Annotated in this window: 19 protein-coding genes; 7 read left to right on the forward strand and 12 right to left on the reverse strand. The window is 70.5% G+C overall.

Features of this window, described 5'->3' with window-relative positions; all coding sequences use genetic code 11:
• Nucleotides 1-29: 29 nt before the first annotated feature.
• The 5 genes from LPB142_RS08645 to LPB142_RS08665 form a co-directional block, all read right to left on the reverse strand.
• Complete coding sequence (locus tag LPB142_RS08645; RefSeq protein ID WP_071166131.1) at nt 30-917, reverse strand: WYL domain-containing protein; 888 nt, start codon at nt 915-917, stop codon at nt 30-32.
• Between the two features lie 287 nt (nt 918-1,204).
• A complete protein-coding gene (locus tag LPB142_RS08650; protein WP_071167189.1) occupies nt 1,205-1,405 on the reverse strand; it encodes a helix-turn-helix transcriptional regulator in 201 nt (66 codons plus the stop codon).
• A 434-nt stretch (nt 1,406-1,839) separates the two neighbouring features.
• A complete protein-coding gene (locus tag LPB142_RS08655) occupies nt 1,840-2,997 on the reverse strand; it encodes an SAM-dependent methyltransferase (protein WP_071166132.1) in 1,158 nt (385 codons plus the stop codon).
• The gene (locus LPB142_RS08660) at nt 2,994-3,773 is read right to left on the reverse strand and encodes a DUF1365 domain-containing protein (protein WP_083392636.1); all 780 of its coding nucleotides are present in this window, start codon (nt 3,771-3,773) and stop codon (nt 2,994-2,996) included. Before LPB142_RS08660 ends, LPB142_RS08655 begins: the two co-directional genes overlap by 4 nt.
• Nucleotides 3,770-5,065 (reverse strand): NAD(P)/FAD-dependent oxidoreductase, encoded by a 1,296-nt coding sequence (locus LPB142_RS08665; RefSeq protein WP_071166133.1) that lies wholly within the window; start codon nt 5,063-5,065, stop codon nt 3,770-3,772. The genes LPB142_RS08660 and LPB142_RS08665 overlap by 4 nt, the downstream gene beginning before the upstream one ends.
• A 239-nt stretch (nt 5,066-5,304) precedes the next feature.
• Here LPB142_RS08665 and LPB142_RS08670 point away from each other — a divergent pair, with 239 nt between their 5' ends.
• From LPB142_RS08670 to LPB142_RS08685, 4 genes are all read left to right on the forward strand, one after another.
• On the forward strand, nt 5,305-5,856 hold the full coding sequence (locus LPB142_RS08670) for a sigma-70 family RNA polymerase sigma factor (RefSeq protein WP_232230878.1): 552 nt from the start codon (nt 5,305-5,307) through the stop codon (nt 5,854-5,856).
• Nucleotides 5,853-6,488, forward strand: a complete 636-nt coding sequence (locus LPB142_RS08675; protein WP_071166135.1) for a ChrR family anti-sigma-E factor — start codon at nt 5,853-5,855, stop codon at nt 6,486-6,488. Before LPB142_RS08670 ends, LPB142_RS08675 begins: the two co-directional genes overlap by 4 nt.
• Before the next feature lie 3 nt (nt 6,489-6,491).
• Complete coding sequence (locus tag LPB142_RS08680; protein ID WP_071166136.1) at nt 6,492-7,250, forward strand: SDR family NAD(P)-dependent oxidoreductase; 759 nt, start codon at nt 6,492-6,494, stop codon at nt 7,248-7,250.
• Nucleotides 7,251-7,342: 92 nt separating this feature from the next.
• Complete coding sequence (locus tag LPB142_RS08685) at nt 7,343-9,310, forward strand: putative bifunctional diguanylate cyclase/phosphodiesterase (RefSeq protein ID WP_071166137.1); 1,968 nt, start codon at nt 7,343-7,345, stop codon at nt 9,308-9,310.
• Between the two features lie 3 nt (nt 9,311-9,313).
• On the opposite strand, the gene LPB142_RS08690 is transcribed toward LPB142_RS08685, so the two are convergent.
• Nucleotides 9,314-10,840, reverse strand: a complete 1,527-nt coding sequence (locus LPB142_RS08690) for a cryptochrome/photolyase family protein (protein ID WP_232230879.1) — start codon at nt 10,838-10,840, stop codon at nt 9,314-9,316.
• The gene (locus LPB142_RS08695) at nt 10,837-11,538 is read right to left on the reverse strand and encodes a hypothetical protein (protein WP_082873005.1); all 702 of its coding nucleotides are present in this window, start codon (nt 11,536-11,538) and stop codon (nt 10,837-10,839) included. The genes LPB142_RS08690 and LPB142_RS08695 overlap by 4 nt, the downstream gene beginning before the upstream one ends.
• A gap of 372 nt (nt 11,539-11,910) precedes the next feature.
• Here LPB142_RS08695 and LPB142_RS08700 point away from each other — a divergent pair, with 372 nt between their 5' ends.
• Genes LPB142_RS08700 through LPB142_RS08710 form a run of 3 tightly spaced genes read left to right on the forward strand, consistent with a single transcriptional unit; the run spans nt 11,911 to nt 13,748 of the window.
• Complete coding sequence (locus tag LPB142_RS08700; RefSeq protein ID WP_071166138.1) at nt 11,911-12,603, forward strand: hypothetical protein; 693 nt, start codon at nt 11,911-11,913, stop codon at nt 12,601-12,603.
• The gene (locus tag LPB142_RS08705) at nt 12,566-13,585 is read left to right on the forward strand and encodes a diguanylate cyclase domain-containing protein (protein ID WP_071166139.1); all 1,020 of its coding nucleotides are present in this window, start codon (nt 12,566-12,568) and stop codon (nt 13,583-13,585) included. Before LPB142_RS08700 ends, LPB142_RS08705 begins: the two co-directional genes overlap by 38 nt.
• Nucleotides 13,569-13,748, forward strand: coding sequence for an EAL domain-containing protein (locus LPB142_RS08710; protein WP_197474252.1), 180 nt, complete (start codon nt 13,569-13,571; stop codon nt 13,746-13,748). Before LPB142_RS08705 ends, LPB142_RS08710 begins: the two co-directional genes overlap by 17 nt.
• A gap of 27 nt (nt 13,749-13,775) precedes the next feature.
• On the opposite strand, the gene LPB142_RS08715 is transcribed toward LPB142_RS08710, so the two are convergent.
• Genes LPB142_RS08715 through LPB142_RS08735 form a run of 5 tightly spaced genes read right to left on the reverse strand, consistent with a single transcriptional unit; the run spans nt 13,776 to nt 19,439 of the window.
• Nucleotides 13,776-14,336, reverse strand: a complete 561-nt coding sequence (locus tag LPB142_RS08715) for an NTP transferase domain-containing protein (protein ID WP_071166140.1) — start codon at nt 14,334-14,336, stop codon at nt 13,776-13,778.
• Complete coding sequence (locus tag LPB142_RS08720; protein WP_071166141.1) at nt 14,333-15,322, reverse strand: XdhC family protein; 990 nt, start codon at nt 15,320-15,322, stop codon at nt 14,333-14,335. The genes LPB142_RS08715 and LPB142_RS08720 overlap by 4 nt, the downstream gene beginning before the upstream one ends.
• Before the next feature lie 2 nt (nt 15,323-15,324).
• Nucleotides 15,325-17,655, reverse strand: coding sequence for a xanthine dehydrogenase family protein molybdopterin-binding subunit (locus tag LPB142_RS08725; protein ID WP_071166142.1), 2,331 nt, complete (start codon nt 17,653-17,655; stop codon nt 15,325-15,327).
• Nucleotides 17,648-18,121, reverse strand: a complete 474-nt coding sequence (locus LPB142_RS08730; protein WP_071166143.1) for a (2Fe-2S)-binding protein — start codon at nt 18,119-18,121, stop codon at nt 17,648-17,650. Before LPB142_RS08730 ends, LPB142_RS08725 begins: the two co-directional genes overlap by 8 nt.
• 13 nt (nt 18,122-18,134) lie before the next feature.
• Nucleotides 18,135-19,439: a cytochrome c gene (locus LPB142_RS08735; protein WP_071166144.1), complete on the reverse strand. Its 1,305-nt coding sequence runs from the start codon at nt 19,437-19,439 to the stop codon at nt 18,135-18,137.
• Nucleotides 19,440-19,608 lie beyond the last annotated feature (169 nt).

The raw sequence follows: 19,608 nt of genomic DNA on the forward strand, positions 1-19,608 counted from the left end.
GCAACTGGACGCGATGTCCGAAGAAGGCTTCATTTCGAACCCTCCGGAGCGCCAGCTGCTCGAATGCCGCTGAAAATCTCGTCGCGATTGATCAGCACGATCTGCTGGTCCTGGGGCGCGCGCGCTTCGGGGGCGGTATCTAGACCGAGACGTTTAAGCGCATAGTAGAGGAGCGCACGTCTCACCTTGATCTTCGCCTTGCCGCCGCGCATGCCATAATCGAGGGCAATAACCTTCGCTTGGGTTTCCGAGAGATCGGGGTGTGGCCCAACCTCCAGTGTAACCTCGGCAAGCCAGTCGTGATCGTCGCCGGCCGATTTGTCGCTTTCGCCCGAGCCTCGGACCTCAAGCATTCGAGACAACAGGAAGTCCTTGAAGCAATCGTCGGTTTGGCAGAACGCCCGAGTGTGCCAGCGGAAACCGTCAAACGCGATGGCATGGGGGGCGATCCAGCGCCAGCGCGGCTCGGGGCTGGACAGGGACTGGTACTTTACCTCGATAGCCTCGGACCGACGGATTGCGCCAACGACCGAACGAAGCGTCGCCGGATTGACCCCACGAACTGGCGTAGGGGCGGCCGCGTAGGGCGGGAGGTTGGCGATCCAGGCGTCCTCGCGGTCGAGGAGCCCGTCAGCGACTGATCGCAGCTGTGCAAGGTAGCGGCTCGCGTCAGGCTCGAGGAACTGCGGCTTGAACTCGGAGCCTCGTACATAGGTTCGCGCACTCTTGTCGTAGAGCATGTTGTCGGGGGCGAAGCCGATGTACCGATTCAGGTCGGTGGACGCCTGGTTCACCGATACCCCAAACTGATCCATAAGATCGCTGCGGTTCACATGCCCCTCCCAGAACAGGCGGAACTCTATGAACTCGAGGCGCTGCTCGACACCCCAGCGAAGTTCCGACCGGTCGCTCTCCAAAAATCACCTCCGGGCCAGATCGGTGGACCCGCAAACTATGCGGGCCCATTTTCTGTGCTCTCGATGACGCTAACTGACGGGAGGAAAGCGGGCAATCGAAATTGCGCGTAAAGTGCTTGTTTTCGAACGGGGTTCTATCTGCAGATGTGGATGGAGGTTATGGCTTGGGCCGGAGGGGCGGAATGGTGCGTGGTGACGAACTGTAGGCTATTCGGCGCACGTAACTTCCCTGCGCAGGTCAGAAATAGTCGCCGCGCAGGGCTTGGCTGACGATGCCAGCGCCGTTTTCAGCGCCCAGCCTTTATCTCCTCCAAATCTCGCAGTTCTTGCTGTTCGAACGCCAGCACATCTTCGACGCGATAGATCACCCGCCCGCCGAGCTTCATGAAGCGCGGCCCATCGCCGATCCAACGCCACCGCTCAAGTGTCCTTGGGCTAATTCTCCATCGGGCAGCCAGCTCGATTTGACTGAGGCACATTTCTCGCATTTTCGTTTCCTTTCGAGCGACCACCGTGGTCGCACGACAACGAATGCGTAGAAAGAAAACCTATTCAAGTCAGTGCGTTGCGGAGACCTTCGCGTTGCGGGCTACGTCCCTCGGACATTGGGCGCAGCAGCGAATTGCCCGGTGGACCGGCGTCAAATTCCGAAATGTTCCCTAGAAGTCCGTAGGACACGTTAGCCTGCCGGAGCTTCCTCAGGGGTCACAGGAGACGGTCCGGTTGGAAGCGCACCTCCTCCGCCATCCCCCCTGACATTCCCGAGCCCGCTGAGATCAGGCGAACGCCGCGGCGTTTCGCGTTGGGCTTGGCTTTCGAGCGGCTTGGCCTGCGGAACAGGCGCGGTAGCCCCGCGCCTTGGGCGCGGGAGTTGTCTGGGTTTTCCGGGGCGTGGCGGATGGTCTTGGGGGCCGGCCGGGCCTTACGCGGCGTGGGCGAGTTCGACCTGCACCACATCGCACCGCCCCGTCGCGAAGGCGGCCGCGCAGCCGTCGAGGTAGAATTGCCAGCCGCGCAGGAAGCCCTCGTCATAGCCGAGCCGGCCGATCCGGTCGCGCGCGGCGAGCATCCGCTCCGACCAGATCCGGCAGGTGCGCGCGTAATCCTGCCCGAAGGCGTGGCTTGCCACCACCCGCAGCCCCGCGCGCCCCGCCTCATGGGCGATCGCCGCATCGCAGGGCAGCATCCCGCCGGGGAACACATGCTGGCGGATGAAATCCGAGCGCTGCCGATAGACCGAGAATTCCGCGTCCGGCACGGTGATCGCCTGCACCACCGCCCGCCCGCCGGGCGCGAGCCGCTCGCGCAGCGTGGCGAAATAGGTCGGCCAGTAGCGCTCGCCCACCGCCTCGATCATCTCGATCGAGACGATATTGTCGAACCGCCCGGTGACCGCGCGGTAATCTTGCAGCCGCACCTCGGCGCGCCCGTCGAGGCGGGCATCGGCATAGCCCTTTTGCGCGGGCGAGAGGGTGATCCCGGTGACACGGTGGCCGCGCTCGGCCGCGGCCTCGGCAAAGCCGCCCCAGCCGCAGCCGATCTCGAGCAGGCTCTCGCCGGGCGCCAGCCGCGACAGGATCCGCGCGTTCTTGCGCGCCTGGGCGCGTTCGAGATCATCGCCGGGCGCGAAGATCGCCGAGGAATAGGTCATCCCCGGGTCGAGCCAGAGCTGGTAGAACTCATTGCCGACATCGTAATGCGCGCGGATGTTGCGCGCCGATCCGCGCCGGCTGTTGCGGCGCAAGAGCTGATCGGTCAGGCGCATCCGCCAGGCCGCGAGCCGCCCCGGCTCGCCCCAGCCCGCGAGCTGGCCGAGGTTGCGCAGCGCCAGCGACAGCGTCGTTTCCAGCGTCTCGCTGTGCCAATCGCCGTCGATCCAGCCCTCGCCGAGCCCGACATCGCCGCGCAGCGCCAGCCGGCGCAGGAGCCGCCAGTCGCGGATCTGCAGATCGGCCTCGGGCCCGGTGGTGCCGAAGCGGTGGCGGCTGCCCTCGGGGGTGGTGACGGTCAAGATCCCGTCGCCGATCCCCTCGAGGGTGGACAGGAAGCGGGTGCGCAGGGTCTGGGTGGCAAAGCTCATCGGCTGATCTCTTGGTCTGGAGGGGCGGGGAGCGGGCGATAACGCGCGCCTTTGAGTTTGAGCGCGAGCGCGTGGCCGTAGATCTGCGCGAGCACGCGCAGCGCGCCGCCCGGCCGGCGCAGCGCCGCGCCGAGGATCGCGCGCGCGGTGAGCGGGCGCAGCGGCCCGGCGAGCGCGGTGTCGATGCCGCCGCCCTCGGTCTCCTGGGCGATGCGGATCGCGACCCGCTCGGGGCTGAGCGCGAAGTTGAACCGGTAGCCGCCCGCGATGTCCTGAAACGGCGAGACATGGAAGACCTTGCGCGCGTGGAGCGCGGTCGCGGCGGTGATCGGGCCGGGGGAGGGGGGCAGGAGCAGGTAGGAATGGCGCTGGCCGAAGGTGTTGTTGACCTCGGCGATCACCGCGCAGAGCGCATCGCCCTCGAGCAGCATCCAAAAGCTCACCGGCGCGAACCAGAAGCCGAGAAACCGCGGCTGGGTGAGCAGCGCAAGCACGCGACCCGGCGCGGGCGCGTAACCGGCGGCGGCGAATTGCTCCCAGGCCCAGCCCGCGCCCCGGCCCGCGCCGCGCGGCCCGCCGTGGTCGCTGTCATGAAAAGCGAAGAGATTGAAGCGGTTATGCCCCATCAGCCGCGGCGGGCGCAGCGCCTCGGGCGCGAAGAGCAGGTGATCGGCCGTGGTGCGAAAGCCATGGCGCAGCGGCCCGCGCCGGGCATGGGTGACGCAGGCCGGCAGCCACAGGACCGCCCCGCCCGCCAGCCGCTCGGCGAGCGTCACGGCGTCACCTGCGCGGGCACGAGGCGGCGCGCGATCCGCATCGCGCTGGCAAAGCCGTCCTCATGGAAGCCGTTGCGCAGCCAGGCGCCGGCAAACCAGGTGTTGCGCGCGCCCGCCCGCGCCGCGAGCCCCTCCTGCGCGGCAAGCGCGCCCTGGTCGAAGACCGGGTGGCGGAAGCTCACCTCGTCATAGATCCGCGCCGGGTCGATCTCGGTGCCGGGCGCGGCGCCGGGGTTGAGGGTGACAAAGAGCGGGTCGTCCTCGGGGATGTTTTGCAGCCGGTTCATCCAGTAGCTCACCCCGACCCCGGCGGCGCCGCGCGCGCCATGGCTGACCCATGAGCTCCAGCACGCGCGCCGGCGCGGCATCACCGAGGGGTCGCAATGCAAGACCGTGCGGTTGTCCTGAAAGCGCACCGCCGAGAGCAGCGCGCGCTCCGCCTCGTCGGCATCGGCCAGCAGCGCGAGCGCCTGATCGGCGTGGCAGGCGAGCACGACCTGATCGAAAGCCTCGGCCTCGCCGCCTTGCGCGCGCAGGCTCACCCCCGCGCCCGAGCGCGTGATCGCCGCCACCGGCGTGCCCGGCCGCACCACCACGCCCGCACGCCCGAGCGCCGCCACGAGCCGCTCGACATAGGCGATCGAGCCGCCCTCGACGGTCCACCATTGATGATGGCCACCGCGCGACATCAGCCCGTGATTGCGCATGAAGCGCACCAGCGCGCGCGCCGGGAAGGCGCCGATATCGCGGTCGGGCGTCGACCAGATCGCGCCGCAAAACGGGTAGAGATAGTCATCGCGCAGCCGCCGCCCGAGGCCCATCTGGCCGATCAGCTCGGCAATCGTCAGATCGGGCGCCGCCGCCACCGCCGCCTCGGCGCCGGCGTTGAAGCGCAAGATATCGCGGATCATCCGGTAAAAGCCCGGATCGATCAGGTTGCGCCGCTGCCCGAAGAGCGAGCCCGCCGAGCGCAGCGCATATTCGACCCGCCCGCCATCGAGCGAGACGCCAAAGCTCATGTCCGAGCGCGCGATCGGCACCTCGAGGTCGCGAAAGAGCCCGGTCAGATGCGGGTAATTGACATGGTTGAAGACGATGAAGCCGGTGTCGACGGGCTGGCGGCCGCTCTTGCCGGCGAGCACCGTGCGGGCATGGCCCCCGAGCCGCGGCGCCGCCTCGAAGAGGGTGACATGATGGGCGCGCGCGAGCAGCCACGCCGAGGCGAGCCCCGCAATGCCGCCTCCGACGATGGCGATCCGCTGCGGCGCGGCTTTGGAGAGATCATAGGGCATGGGCAGTTTCCCGATTGGACTGATCTCATTACGCGGCCCGGCGCGCACCGGATCACTCCGCGCCGGCGTCGGGCGAAAATTTTTTCGCGCCGGGTGATCCGCGGCGGTCGGGGCGCCGTAACCCTCCCATGGAAACCGCGATTGCGCCAGCCGGGGCGAGGCCCCATAACAGACCGACAGCACCGCATCGCGGGGCACAGATGGCGGCTGTCCGGGGCGCGCGGGAGAAGGATCAACAGGTGAGCGAGGCGCTTTCGGATCTGACACGCGATTTGCTCGCGGTGCGTGACGGGCGCGACCGCGCCGCCTTTGGCCGGCTCTTCGATCATTTCGCGCCGCGGCTGAAATCCATGCTCCTGCGCGGCGGGCTGCGCGATGGCACCGCCGAGGATGTGGTGCAAGATGTGATGCTCGCGGTCTGGCACAAGGCCGGGCAGTTCGACCCGCACCGCGCCGATGCCGCCGGCTGGATCTATGCGATCGCGCGCAACCGCCGCATCGACCTCGCGCGCCGCCGCCCGCTCGCCCAGCCCGACGAGATGCCCGAGCCCGAGAGCCTCGAGCCCGACGCCGCCCAGATCCTGACGCTCCAGCAAGAGGCCGCGCATCTGGCGCAGGCGCTCGCCCGCCTCGCCCCCGAACAGGCCGAAGCCCTGCGCGCGGCCTATTTCGACGACATCCCCCACAGCCGTATCAGCGAAGAGACGGGCCTGCCGCTTGGCACGATCAAATCCCGCATTCGCCTCGGCCTTGACCGCCTCCGCCATGAGCTGAGGAAGATCGCACCATGACCGAGATCCAGCACCATATCACCGACGACATTCTCGAAAGCTACCGCGCGGGGCGGCTCCCGCATGCCTTTGCGGTGGTGGTTGCCGCGCATCTGTCGCTCTGCCCGGCCTGCCGGGCGCGGGCGGAGACCGCCGATTTCCTTGGCGGCGCGCTGCTCAACGGGCTCGAGGGCGCGGCGCTGCGGGCGGGGGCGCGGGAGCGGATGATGGCCGCGCTCGACGCCGCCCCGCCGCCGCCGCCCGCGCCGCGCGCTTCCGGGGTGTTCCCGGCGCCGGTGATGGCCGAGCTCGGCGGGCGGCCGCCGCGCTGGCGGATGCTGGGCGGCGGGATCCGCCAGCAGATCCTCTCGGCCGACCGCGAGGGCTCGCTGCGGTTGCTCTATATCCCGCCGGGCAAGGCGGTGCCCGAACATGGCCATCGCGGGCTCGAGATGACGCTCGTCTTGCAGGGCAGCTTCCACGATTGCGAGGGCGCTTTCGCGCGCGGCGATCTCGAGACCGCCCATGATGCGATCCATCACCAGCCGGTGGCGGGGCCGGGCGCGCCCTGCATCTGTCTGGCCGCGACCGATGCGCCGCTGCGCTTTCAGGCGCTGGTGCCGCGGATCTTGCAGCCGATCTTCCGGATCTGAGCGATGGAGTTCGCGGGCCGGCGGATCTGGATCATCGGGGCGAGCGCGGGGATCGGCGCGGCGCTGGCGCGCGCGCTCGCGGGGCGCGGGGCGCGGCTGATCCTCTCGGCGCGCGATGGCGCGGCGCTCGAGGGCTTTGCCCAGGGCGCGTCCGGCGCGCAGGTGCTGCCGCTTGACCTCGCGCGCCCCGAGACCCTCGCCGCCGCCGTCGCCACGCTCGCCGATCAGCCGCCGCTCGATGCGGTGATCTGCACCGCCGCGCTTTACGAGCCCGGCCGCGTCGCCGATCTCGACCCGGCGCAGACCGAGGCGCTCGTGCGGGTCAATCTGCTCGGCCTGTTCGAGGTCGCGCGGCTCTGCCCGCCGCTGCTGCGCGCGGGCGGACAGCTCGTGCTCTTCGGCTCGGTCGCGGGCTATCTCGGCCTGCCGGGCGGGCAGCCCTATTCGGCGACCAAGGCGGCGGTGAACAACCTCGCCGAGACGCTGGCCGCCGAGCTCGCGCCGCGCGTCGATGTGCGCCTCGTCTGTCCGGGCTTCGTGCGCACCCGGCTGACCGCGCGCAACCGCTTTGCCATGCCCGCGATCGTCACCCCCGAAGAGGCCGCCGAGGCGGTGCTGCGCGGGCTCGGCGGGCGCAGCTTCGAGATCCATTTCCCGCGCCGCTTCACGCTCGCGATGAAGCTGCTGCGGCTCTTGCCCTATGCGCTTTCGCTGCGCCTGACGCGCCGGCTCGCCCGCCCGCGCCCCGGCACGCCCGCCTGATCGCCCCGCCCGCGCGATTTTGGTTGACGCCGCACGCCGCTGCGGCCAGCCTTTGGATATTGTTTAGGTCTTGGTGTTTCGGGGGGACGGTCATGTCCGCAGATCCCGTTTCGGAGGGCTCCGGGGCCGAGGCCTCGGAGCTCGGTCTGTTGGAGGAATTTCGCAGCTACGCGCGGGCGCTGTTTCGGCTGATCGCGGTGCTGCTCGGTGCGGTCATCCTGATCGTGCTGTTTCGTTTCGTGCAATACGGGGTGACGGGTCCGCGCCTCGTGCAGCTCGGCGTGTGCCTGATCGCGCTGGCGGCGGTGACGGCGCCGGGGAAGCTCCATGAGCGGCTGCGCGCCGGGGTGGCGATCGGCGGGCTCTTCATCGTGGTCAGCGTGGGGCTTGCGCAAAGCGGGCTCGCCTCGCCGGAGGTGCCGATCCTGATCTCGGCGCCGCTGCTCGTCGCGGTGATCTTCGGGCGGCGCGCGGCGCATTGGGTGCTGATCGCCGAGCTCGTGGTGGTGGCCTGTGTGGCCTCGGGCTATGCGGTCGGGCTCTTCTCGGTGCCGGTGAGTGCGGCGCATTATTCCTCCGAGCTGCCGAACTGGGTGTTCCTGATGCTCTCGGTGGCGATGATGGGGGGCGCGCAGATCCTCGTGATCGCGGGGCTGCGCGAGCATTGGAGCGCCACCGCGCAGGAGCTCGCGCGCACCCGCGACGAGGCGGAGCGGCAACCCCGGATCGACAGCCTGACGGGCGTGGCCAACCGCGCCGGGCTGATCGCGCGGCTCGAGGCGCGGCTTGCGGCGGGGGAGGCGGCGCGGGATTGGGCGAGCATCGAGGAGCGGCGGCTGGCGCTCGTGTTCATCGACCTCGACCGGTTCAAGACGATCAACGACCGGCTCGGCCATGGCGCGGGCGACGAGCTGTTGCGGCGTGTGGCGCTGCGGCTGCGCGGGCTGGTCTCCTCGCAGACCCATGTCGCGCGCCTCGCGGGCGATGAATTCACGCTGCTCTTCGAGGGGCCGGGCGCGCGCGATGCCGCGCTCGATACCGCGCAGGCGATCCTCGAGATGATGCGCCGCCCGCTCGAGCTCGGCTCCGACCGGCTCTACATGAGCGCCTCGATCGGGCTCGCGCTCTACCCCGAGGACGAGACGAGCGTCGACGGGCTGCTCGGCGCGGCCGACCGGGCGATGTATCAGGCCAAGGCGCGCGGCGGGGCGCAGATCGTCGCCTTCAGCGCCGATATCGGCCGACGCGAGCGCGAGCGGGGCGCGCTGATCGCCGAGATCCCCGCCGGGATCGAGCGGGGCGAGTTCCGCCTGCATTATCAGCCGATCCTCGATCTGGCGAGCGGCGCGGTGGTCAAGGCGGAGGCGCTGGTGCGTTGGCAACACCCGCGCCACGGGCTGATCCTGCCCGGGCAGTTCCTGCCGGTGGCCGAGCAGGCGATGATGGTCGAGCGGATCGACGATTGGGTGCTCTCGCAGGTCAGCCGCGATCTGGCGCAGCTGCGCGCGGGCTTTGGCGCGGGCTTTGCGGTGAGCCTCAATGTCTCGCCGCTGCGGCTGCTCGCGCCCGAGAGCGCGGCGCGCGCGGCCTGGTGCGCGCAGCTCGTCGACTGTGTCGCCGCCGGCAACGAGCTCGTCCTCGAGATCACCGAAAGCGCGCTCTTGTCGATCGACGAGGCGGCGGCGGAGTGCCTCAAGGCGCTGCGGGCCGCCGGGCTGCGGCTTGCGCTCGATGATTTCGGCGCGGGCTATTCCTCGCTGATCTACTTCCTGCGCCACGAATTCGATTACATCAAGATCGACCGCGCGCTGACCGCGGCGCTGCCCGATCCGGCGCGGGCGGGGGCGATCATCGAGGCGCTCGTCGGGCTGACCGAGCGGCTCGGCTGTCAGGTGATCGCCGAGGGGATCGAGACCCCCGCCCAGCTCGCCGCGCTGCGCGCGATGGGCTGCGGGCTCGGGCAGGGGTTCTATTTCGCCCGCCCGATGAGCCTCGAGGCGCTGCTGGCGAGCGCGGGCGAGGGGGCGGGGGCGGGGGTGGGCGTCAAGGCCAGCCTCTGAGCCCTAGAGCCCCGCCAGAAAGCCCTCCGCCTGTGCGGTGATCGCGGCGCGCTCCTCGGCCGAGAACCGCCCCAGCCCGCGATAGATCGGTGCCATCCGCGGATTGGCGCGAAACCGCGCCTCATGGGTGATCAGGAAATTCCAGTAAAGCGCGTTGAACGGGCAGGCCCCGGGCCCCAGACGCGCGCCCACGTCATGGCGGCAGCCGCGGCAATAGTCCGACATCCGGTTGATATAGGCCCCCGAGGCGGCATAGGGTTTCGAGCCGAGCCGCCCGCCATCGGCATGGGTGATCATCCCCTGGACATTGGGCAGCTCCACCCATTCGAAGGCATCGACATAGACCGCGAGATACCAGCGCGCGATCTCGGCGGGCGCGATCCCGGCCAGCAGCGCGAAATTGCCCGTCACCATCAGGCGCTGGATATGATGGGCATAGCCGTGGCGCGCGGTCGCGCCGATCACCGCGTCGAGGCAGGCCATCCCCGACCGCCCCGTCCAGAAAAACCCGGGCAGCGGCCGCGTCGCGCCAAGCGCATTGGTTTCGGCATAGCCCGGCATCTCGGTCCAGTAGATCCCGCGCACGAATTCGCGCCAGCCGAGGATCTGGCGGATGAACCCCTCGACCGCGTTCAGGGGCGCGCGCCCGGCGTGATACTCGGCCTCGGCCGCGTCGCAGACCTCGGCGGGGGTGAGCAGCCCGAGGTTGAGATAGGGCGAGAGCAGCGCGTGAAAGAGAAAATCCTCGCCGCTCTTCATCGCATCCTGATAATCGCCAAAGCCGGGCAGGCAATCGGCGAGGAAATGCGCGAGCGCGGCGCGCGCGCCTGCACGATCCACCGCCCAGCCAAAGGGCTCGAGCGCGCCGAAATTGCCCGCAAACCGCGCCCCGACGAGATCGAGCACCTCGCGCGTCAGCGCATCGGGCTCAAAGCGGCGCCGCGGCGGCGGGGCGAGCCCCTTCGGCAGCGCCTTGCGGTTCTCGCGGTCGAGGTTCCATTGCCCGCCCACCGGCGCGCCCTGCGCCATCAGATAGCCGGTGCGCTTGCGCATCTCGCGGTAGAAATATTCCATCCGTCCGGTGCGCCCGGCGCGGCGCAGCGCGGCAAAATCCTCGCGCGAGCAAAAGAAGCGGTCGTCGGGGCGGATCTCGGTCTCGAGGCCGAAATCCGCGCCCCAGCGCCGCATCGCCTCCCAGACCCGCCACTCGCCGGGCTCGGTCATCACCAGCCGCGCCGGGCGATGGCGGGCGAGCGCGCGGGCGAGCTCGGCGCCGAGGCTGTGGCGGTTGGCCGGATCGTCAAGGCGCACATAATCGACCGCGATCCCCTCGGCGGCGAGCTCGGAGGCGAAATGGCGCATCGCCGAGAGCACGAGCGCGATCTTTTGCGGGTGGTGGGGGACATAGCCGGTCTCCTCCCCGACCTCGAACATCACCACCACATCGCGCCCGGGCTCGAGCCCCGCCAGCGCGCTCAGCCCGCGGCTGAGCTGATCGCCGAGCACAAGGCGCAGCGTGCCCCCGCTCACCCGCGGCCCCGCCACGCCACCGCGCCAAGCGCCACGATCCCGAGCCCCGCGAGCGCGATCACCGGCAGATTGGCCGCGGGCAGGTTGGCCGCGATCACGCCGATCAGCGCCCAGCCCACGCCCAGCCCATAGCCCCAGGCGCGCGGCTGGCGCGAAAAGACCGCGAGCGCCACGATGAGCACCGCGCCCAGAAGCACGATCGCCGCCGTCTGCGCGCCGAGCAGCCCGTAGCCGCTCAGCACCACCGCGACCGCGACCCCCGTCGCCGCCGTCAGCCAGCCCGCATAAAGCCCGACCGCGCCGCGCGCCGCCAAGCCCGCCGGCGCCCGCCCGAGCGCCGCGAGCGCCGATGCCGCCATCACCACGATCATCGCCGTCGCCGCGACCGGCGCGACCCCCGCCACCGCGATCCAGAACGTGCCGACCGCGAGGCTGAGCGCGAGCGGGCCGCGCATCGCCGCCCAGGCCGGGTCGGTGCGGTGGCGCAGCAGCCCAAGCCCCGCGCTCAGCCCGAGCCCGAGATAGATCACCCCCCAGATCGAGAAGGCCCAGCCCACCGGCTGCACCGGCCAGCTCTCGGCCACCACCGGAAATTGCGTCGGCTCAAAGCCGGCAAAGCTGTCGGAGGCCAGCGGCGAAAGCACGAAACTCGCGGTCAAGAGCGCCACCAGCGGCGCGGCGATACGGTCAAAGGTCATCGAAAAGATCTCCTTGGCGCGCCCCCCGGGGCGCTCTTGCCCCAAGCTAGCGCGGCGCGGCGGGCTGTCACCCCCCGGCGCGGCTCAACCTTGCCCAAAGCTTGGGCAATTTCCACGAACTTCGCCAGGAATTGACGCGGCGGCATTCGGCGACTGGACAGGGCGGGCGGTTGGTGTGCATCCTGGGGTTGTAAGCCGAGCCGCGCGATCCGCCGCAAGGGGCGGGGGGCGCTATGCAACCGCGATCCGAAGAGGGCACAGATGACGGCCTTGTTTTTCGGGCATATCGCCCTCTTTTCCTTTGCGCCGCTCTATTTCACCACGCTCGATGCGCCAAGCCGACGGGTGCATTTCTAACTCTATCTCGCGCTCGTGCTGCTGCTCAGCGGGTTCTTGGGCAATGCCTATGCGCTCAACCTCGCGCCGGGGCTGAGCGTCTCGGGGGGCAATCTGTGCTACGGCGCCTTCATGATGACCTCGGTGCTGTTCTTCCTGCTCGAGCGCGATGTGTTCATCTTGCGCCGGGTGATCCGGCTCGTGGTGGTGGTCGATCTCTTCAACATCGCGTTCTCCTTCCTGGCGAGCACGGCGCTTTCCGATCCGGCGGCGACCAACCCCCATGCCACGCCCGCCGCGCTCTTTCAGCAATCGATCCCGCTGATCGTGCTGGGCGGGGTGCTGATCGTGAGCGAGCTTTTCGGGCTGCTCTTCTGGTTCGAGCGGGTGAAACGCTGGCGGCTCTCGGCGCCGCTGGCGGGGGCGGCCTATCTGGCGGGCTTCGTCGCGATGCTCTGCCTCGATGGCATCGTCTTTCCGCTCGTGGCGTTCGGGGTCTCGCCCGAGATCGTCGCGGCGGTGTTTGGCGGGCTCGGCGGCAAGGTGCTGACCGCCGCCGCCTTCAGCCTGCCGCTGGTGGCCTTCATGACCTTCTGGCGGCGCCAGTTCGTCGATTACCTCGAGGCGGATGTCTTCACCTGGCGGGTGCTGCTCGCCACCTCGCGCGATCTGATCCGCGAGCTCACCGAGAATGACCGCGCGCGCGGCGGAGGGCTGGTTCGCCCATGACGGCGCCCCGCTCGCGCTGCCGCCCGACCGCGCGCAAAGCTGGCGCGGCGAGGTCAGCTTCGGCCCGGGGCGGCGCGCGCAGGGCATCCTCTCGGTGACCCCGGTCGTCACCCCCGCCGCCGAGGCGCCGACCTTCGTGTGCTCGCTCACCGATATCACCGAGCAAAAGCGCGTCCAGGCCGAGCTCGACCATCTCGCGATGCATGATGCGCTCACCGGCCTGCCCAACCGCCGCGCCCTCGATGCCGCGCTCGCCGCGCTCAGCGGCCCCGCCGCCCTCGCGATCCTCGATCTCGACGCGTTCAAGGATGTCAACGACAGCTACGGCCATCTGACGGGCGATGTGCTCTTGCGCGAGGTCGGCGAGCGGCTCGCGGCGCAGGCGGCGCCCGAGCTGTTCCGCATCGGCGGCGATGAATTCGCGATCCTGTGGCGCGGGCTGGCGCAGGAGGAGGATCTGCGCGCCGCGGTCGGGCGGATGCGCGCGGCGCTGGCGCTGCCGTTCTCGGTCGGGGCGGGGCGCGAGGTGGCGCTCGGCGCGAGCTGGGGGGCGAGCCTGATCGCCGAGGGCCCGGGCTCGGTGCTCTTTGCGCAAGCCGATGCCGCGCTCCATGAACGCAAGTCGGGCGAGCGCGATGCGCTTGGCATCTACGAGGAGCGCTTCACCGAGGCCGCGCAGCGCCGCCTTGCGCTCGGCGCCCGGCTGCGCCGCGCGATCGACGCCGAAGCGATCGAGATCGCCTATCAGCCGCAAGTCGACCGTGCGGGTGCGGTCACCGGGCTCGAGGCGCTCGCGCGCTGGACCGATCCCGAGCTCGGCCCGATCGCGCCGGCGGAATTCATCCCGCTGGCCGAGGCGCATGGGCTGATCTTCGAGCTCGGCGATCTGGTCTTGCGCCGCGCCTGTGCCGATGGCGCGCGCTGGCGATGCGCGGGCGCGGGCGCTGATCGCGGCGATTGTGCAGATGGCGCGGGGGCTTGAGCTGCGCGTGGTGGCCGAGGGGGTCGAGACCGAGGCGCAGGCGGCGTTCTTGCGCGAGATCGGCTGCGATGCGGTGCAGGGGTTTTTCTTCGCCCGCCCGGGGGCGGCGAGCGCGGTCGCGCAGATCTGCGCGGCGCGGCGCGGCGCGCCGGCGCTGCCCTGAGAGCGGGGGGTCTCGAGGCGGGCGCGATCAGCGCGCCGCGGCGAGATCCGCGGGCCGGTCGATGTCTCGCGCCTCGGCCGGGCGCAGCGGCACGAGCTGCGCGGCGGGGATCTCGCGCAGCCAGCCGCGCGCGCCGTGGTCGCCCTCGGTCGCGGCGCGCGCGGCGGCAAAATCGGCGCGCAGGAGGAGCAGCGGCGGCATCGGCGTGCCGCCACACTGGCAGGCCGAGCCCCGCGCCGCCCGGCCGAGCGCGGCAAAGACCGCCGCGGGCACGGCGGGCATATCGCCGAGCGCAATCAAGAGCCGCGCCGCGCCGGCCGCCTCGGCCAGATCGAGCGCGGCGCGGACCGAGGCCGACATTTCCTGCCCCGGCGCGATCAGATGCGGGGCAAACGCGCGGGGCAGGGCGGCCGCCACCGCACTCTCCGAGACAATCGCATGATAGCTCGCGCAGCCCGCCGCGCGCATCGCCCCCGCCGCCGCCGCGACGAGCGGCGCGCCGCGCCAGGTCGCGAGGAGCTTGTTCTCCGCCCCGAAGCGCCGCGAGGCGCCCGCCGCGAGCAGAACGCCCACAAACGGCCCGCTCATCGCGCCGCTCCTCGCGCCGCCATCACCGCCGAGATCTCGGCCAGCACCGAGATCGCGAGCGTCTCGGGGTCGCGCGTCGAGGGGATCAGCCCGATCGGCCCGCGCAGCCGCGCGATCGCCTCGGGCGCCACACCCAGCGCGCCGAGCCGCGCCACGCGCGCGGCCTGCGCCGCGCGGCTGCCCTGCGCGCCGATATAGGCGGCCGGGCGCGCGAGCAGCGCGCGCAAGAGCTCAGGCTCCATGTCATGGTCGTGATAAAAGAGCGTCACCGCCGTCTCGGCATCGAGCCCCACCGTCTCGAGCTCGGCGATCGCGCCGAGGCGGCGCGCGCTGAGCCCGAGCGCGCGGGCGGAGCCGAGCACCATGTCGTCATGGCTGAGCAGCAGATGCTCCCGCCCGAGCCCCGCGACGAGGCGCGCAAACGCCAGCGCCTCGGGCCCCGCGCCAAGGATCAGATGGCGCAGCGCCGGGCGGAACCCCACCCGGAAGCCCTCCGCCTCGGGCCCGGTCTCGGCAAAGGGGCCGAGCGTGAGCGCGCCCGAGGGCGCGAGATGGAGCGCCACCGCGCGCCGCTCCGCCCGGGCGCGGGCCAGCGCGCGCAGGCTCTCGCCCGCCCCGACCGGCACGAGCGTGACCTCGAGCGCGCCGCCGCAGGGCAGTTTCAGGTCGAAAAACGGCGAGCCCGCGCCATAGCGCAGCACCCGCGGCACGCCGCTTGCGCGCACCTCGGCCGCATGGAGGACCAGATCGGCCTCGATACAGCCCGAGGTGATCGCGCCCGCGTAACCGCCGCGCGTATCGATCGCCATCGCCGCGCCGATCTCGCGGTAAGCGGGCCCCTCGGTCTTGGTCAGGAGCGCGAGCACGACGCCCGCGCCCATCGCAAGCGCCGCCTCCCAGGGGTCGACGAGCGCCGGATGCAGCCCCCCCGCGGGCAGATCCGCGGGGGGCAGGCCGAGGCACGAAGGGCGCGCGGCGGTCGCCATGATCAGCCCTGCGCCTTCAGCGCGGCGAGCACCGCGGCGGGCGTGATCGGCAGGTGGCGCATCCGCACCCCCACCGCCGCGAAGATCGCATTCGCGATCGCGGGGGCGACGACGGTCGTGCCGGGCTCGCCGAGCCCCGTCGGCACCTCGGTGCTCGGCACGAACTCGATCTCGATCGGCGGGCTGTCGATCATCCGCAGCGGCGTGTAATCGTCGAGGTTGCGATCGCGCGGCAGGCCTTGGGCGAATTCGGTGCCCTCGTAGAGCGCCATCGACACCCCCCAGAGCGCGCCGCCCTCGACCTGCGCATGGGCGCCGTTCGGATCGACCACGGTGCCACAATCGACCACGATCCAGAGCTTTTGCAGATCGACCCGGCCGGTCGCGCGGTCGACGCGCACCTGCGCCGCGCCGCCGACCCAGGTCGGCATCGAGCGCGACTGACCATAGGTCGTGGCCAGCCCGATCGCGGTATCGGCGGGGAGGTCCGTCTTGCCATAGCCCGAAAGCTCGGCCACCCGCGCCAGCACCGCCGCCTGACGGCGCGCGCCGCCCACCGCATCGGGCGCCGAGCCCGCGTTGCGGCCCTCGGCGGTGAACTGGCCCAGCCGGAAGGCGAGCGGATCGGCGCCGATATGGCGCGCGGCTTCGTCCATGAAGCTCTCCACCGCGAAGTTGATCCAGCCCGGCGAGACCGAGCGCAACCAACCGGGGCGGAAGGTCGCCTCGGCGAGCTCGTTCGAGATCGCCCGCACCCGCTGCGCGCCGGTTTCATACCAGTGATCGGCGCCGTCCGAGGCGAAGGGGTCATAGGCCTCGCCATTGGTGCCCTTGGGCATGAAGCCCGGCACCATCACCTTGGTCGGCCAGCCCGAGGCCACCGCGGTCTCCATCGCGATCACCTTCTTGTCGGCGTCAAAAGCCATCCGCAGCTTCGAGAGCGAGGGCGAGCGCACCGAGTCGAAGGCGCTGTCATCCTCGCGGCGCATCACCATCTTCACCGGCTTGCCGCCGAGCGCCTTCGAGGCGAGCGCGGCGGGCACGATGTAATCGCCGTTGAGCCGCCGCCCGAAGCCGCCGCCGAGCATATAGGTCCGCATCACCACCTTGTCCTCGGCCACGCCGAGCGCGGTCTGGATCCAGGGCAGGCAGAGCGATTGCCATTGGTTGCCGGTATGCACCTGCCAGACGCCATCCTCGCCGAGGAAGACGAGCGCGTTGAGCGGCTCGAGCTGGAAATGCAGCACCGTTTGCGTGGTGTAGCTCGCCTCGAACGTATCGGCGGCGCCGGCAAAGACCGGCGCGACATCGCTGTTGCCGCTCTCGAGGAGCGCGCCCCCGGCCTCGTCCTCGACCAGACGCAGGTTCTCGGCCTGGATCGCGGCCTCATCGACGCCCGCGGCCGCCTCGTTGAGCGCATAGCTGACCTTGACGAGCCCCGCGGCCTTCATCGCGGCCCATTGGCTCTCGGCAATCACCATCGCCCAGCCCGGCGCGGTGCCCGAGGGGTCGTCGAGCGCCAGCGTCTCGAGATAGCCCTTCACGGCCTTCGCGGCGCTGTCGTCGATCGCGGTGATCGAGGAGCCGTAGCGCGTCGGCGGCAGGATCGGGGTGGCGTGGACCATGCCCTCGATCTTCGCGTCGATGCCATAGATCGTCTCGCCGGCGGTCTTGGCGCGGATATCGAGCGCGGCAAGCTCCTTGCCGATCAGCTTCAGCTCGGCATGGGCCTTGAGCGGCAGCGCCTTCAGCTCCTCCTCGGTGAAGCTCTGCGTGATGCCCGCGCGCACGAGCTCGCCAAAGCCCGCCACGCGCGCCCCCGCGCGCACCTCGCCATTCTCGACGGTGACCGCGGCCACATCGACCCCCCAGAGCTCGGCCGCCTTTTGCGCGAGCGCCACGCGCCCCGCGGCGCCCGCCTGCCGATAAAGCGGCCAGCTCTGCCAGACCGACCAGCTGCCGCCGGTGACCATCAGCCCCCATTTCGGATCGGTGTCGACATGGGTGATATGCACGTCATCCCAGTTCGCGCCGAGCTCGTCGGCGAGGATCCGCGCGATCGCGGTGCCGACATGCTGGCCCATCTCGGCGCGGATGATGTTGACATTCACCCGGCCCTCGCCGTCGATCCAATACCAGATCGCCGGCTCGAACTTGCCGCCCGCGGCTTCGATCGGCAGCCCGTCGGCCGCGCCCGGGTCCATCGCGGCAAGCGGCGCTTTCGGGAAGCCGAAGACCGCGCCCGCGGCGCACATCGACACAAGGAACCCGCGCCGCGAGAGGCGCGCGCCATCCGCGGCGCGTTTGGGCATCAGGGAGCGGGGATCAGCCATTCGAGGCCTCCTCCTTCATCGCGGCGGCGGCGGTGCGCACAGCCTCGCGGATACGGTTGTAGGTCATGCAGCGGCAGACGTTCCCGGTCATCACCGCGTCGATATCGGCATCGGTGGGCTCGGGAATATCCTTGATCAGCGCCGCGGCGGTCATGATCTGGCCCGATTGGCAATAGCCGCATTGCGGCACCTGCAGATCGCGCCAGACCTTCTGGACGGGGTGATCGCCAGTGGGCGAGAGCCCCTCGATCGTGGTGATCTCGGCGCCGATCACGTCTTTCACCGGGGTGATGCAGCTGCGCGTGGGGCGCCCGCCGACATGCACCGTGCAGGCCCCGCACAGCCCGATCCCGCAGCCGTATTTGGTGCCGGTCAGGCCGATGTCATCGCGGATCGCCCACATCAGCGGGGTCTCCGGGTCGATATCGAGGCGGACGGCGCGCCCGTTGATCTTGAACTCGATCATGGTTTTGGTCCTCTCAATGGGTCGTCACGGTGGCGCGCAGCGCGGCCACTTTCGCCGCCAGCTCCGGCCAGGGCGCAAGCCCCGCCCGATCGGCGCGCAGATAGGCCGCGATCGCGGCGATCTCGTCATCGGAGAGCGCGCCGCGGAAGGCCGGCATCACGGTGCCGCCCGCGCCCTCATTCGCCGCAACCCCGTCGAGGATCACATGGATCAGGTTCGAGGGGTCGTCGAGCCGGGTGGCCGAGTTGATGCCGAGATCGGGGCGCGCGGCGCTCACGCTCGCAGGGCTCGCGTTGTAATGGCAGCTCGCACAGGCCGAGGCATAGAGCCGCGCGCCCTGATCGAGCCGATAGGCCGGGTCGGGCTGGCCCGCCGCGATCGAGGCGGTGAGCGCCGGCGCCGTCTCGGGCGCGCCGGTTTCGGCGCCCGTTTCGCCGCCGAGATAGACGCCGATCGCAGCGAGATCGGCATCGGGCAGCGCGCGCAGCCCGGCATGCACGACCGGCCCCATCGGGCCCGCGGCGACGCCATGATAGACCCCCGCGCCGGTCTTCAGATAGGCGGTGAAATCGGCCGCCGTCCACGGCACGCCCGAGGGGTTCGCCGCGGTCAGCGCCGGCGCGGTCCAGCTGTCGATCGTCGCGCCCGCATAGGCCTCGCTCTTGATCTCGGCGCCGACCGGGTTGCGCGGCGTATGGCAGGCGCCGCAATGCGCGACCCCTTGCGCGAGATAGGCGCCGCGGTTCCAGTCCTCCGAGCGCGTCTCGTCGGGCACATAGCGGCCGAAATCGACGAAGAGCAGCTTCCAGCCCGCCTGCAAGATCCGCTGGTTGAGCGGGAAGGGCAGGCCCGGCGCCTTGGTCTCCTCTTCGACGGGGGCGACCGAGGTCATGATATAGGCATAGATCGCATCGACATCGGCATCGGTCATCTTGGTGAAATGATCGAAGGGGAAGGCCGGGAAGAGATGGCGCCCCGCAGCGTCGACGCCCTCATGCATCGCGCGGCGGAAAGCCTCGGGCGACCAGCTGCCGATGCCGGTCTTCGGGTCGGGGGTGATGTTCGAGGCATAGATCGTGCCGAACGCGGTCACGATCGGGTAATTGCCCGCGAAAGGCGCGCCGCCCGCGGCGGTGTGGCAGGTCGCGCAATAGCCCGCCGAGGCGAGGATCCGGCCCTGTTCGATCACCTCGGGCGCGAATTGGGGCCGTTCGGCGGCGGTGATGGCGGGCAGGGCCCCGTGATAGGCGTAAAGGCCAAAGCCCCCGGCCGCGAGCACGCCCGCGATCGCCAGGGCGGATAAAGTGGATCGTAGCATGACCGTCCCAAGTCCTTCTTGTCTCGACGGGAGGTCCGGCGGGGGCGAAGCGCTGGCGCGGGCCGGGCAATGCCTGCGCAGGGGCGAAAACCGCCCCCGGGCCGGGATGACACTTGCTTGGCACCTTGCTGGCGATCCGCGACTGGGCGCTCGGATCTCCCCTATGCGA

It is taken from the genome of Rhodobacter xanthinilyticus, assembly GCF_001856665.1.
Lineage (GTDB): Bacteria > Pseudomonadota > Alphaproteobacteria > Rhodobacterales > Rhodobacteraceae > Rhodobacter > Rhodobacter xanthinilyticus.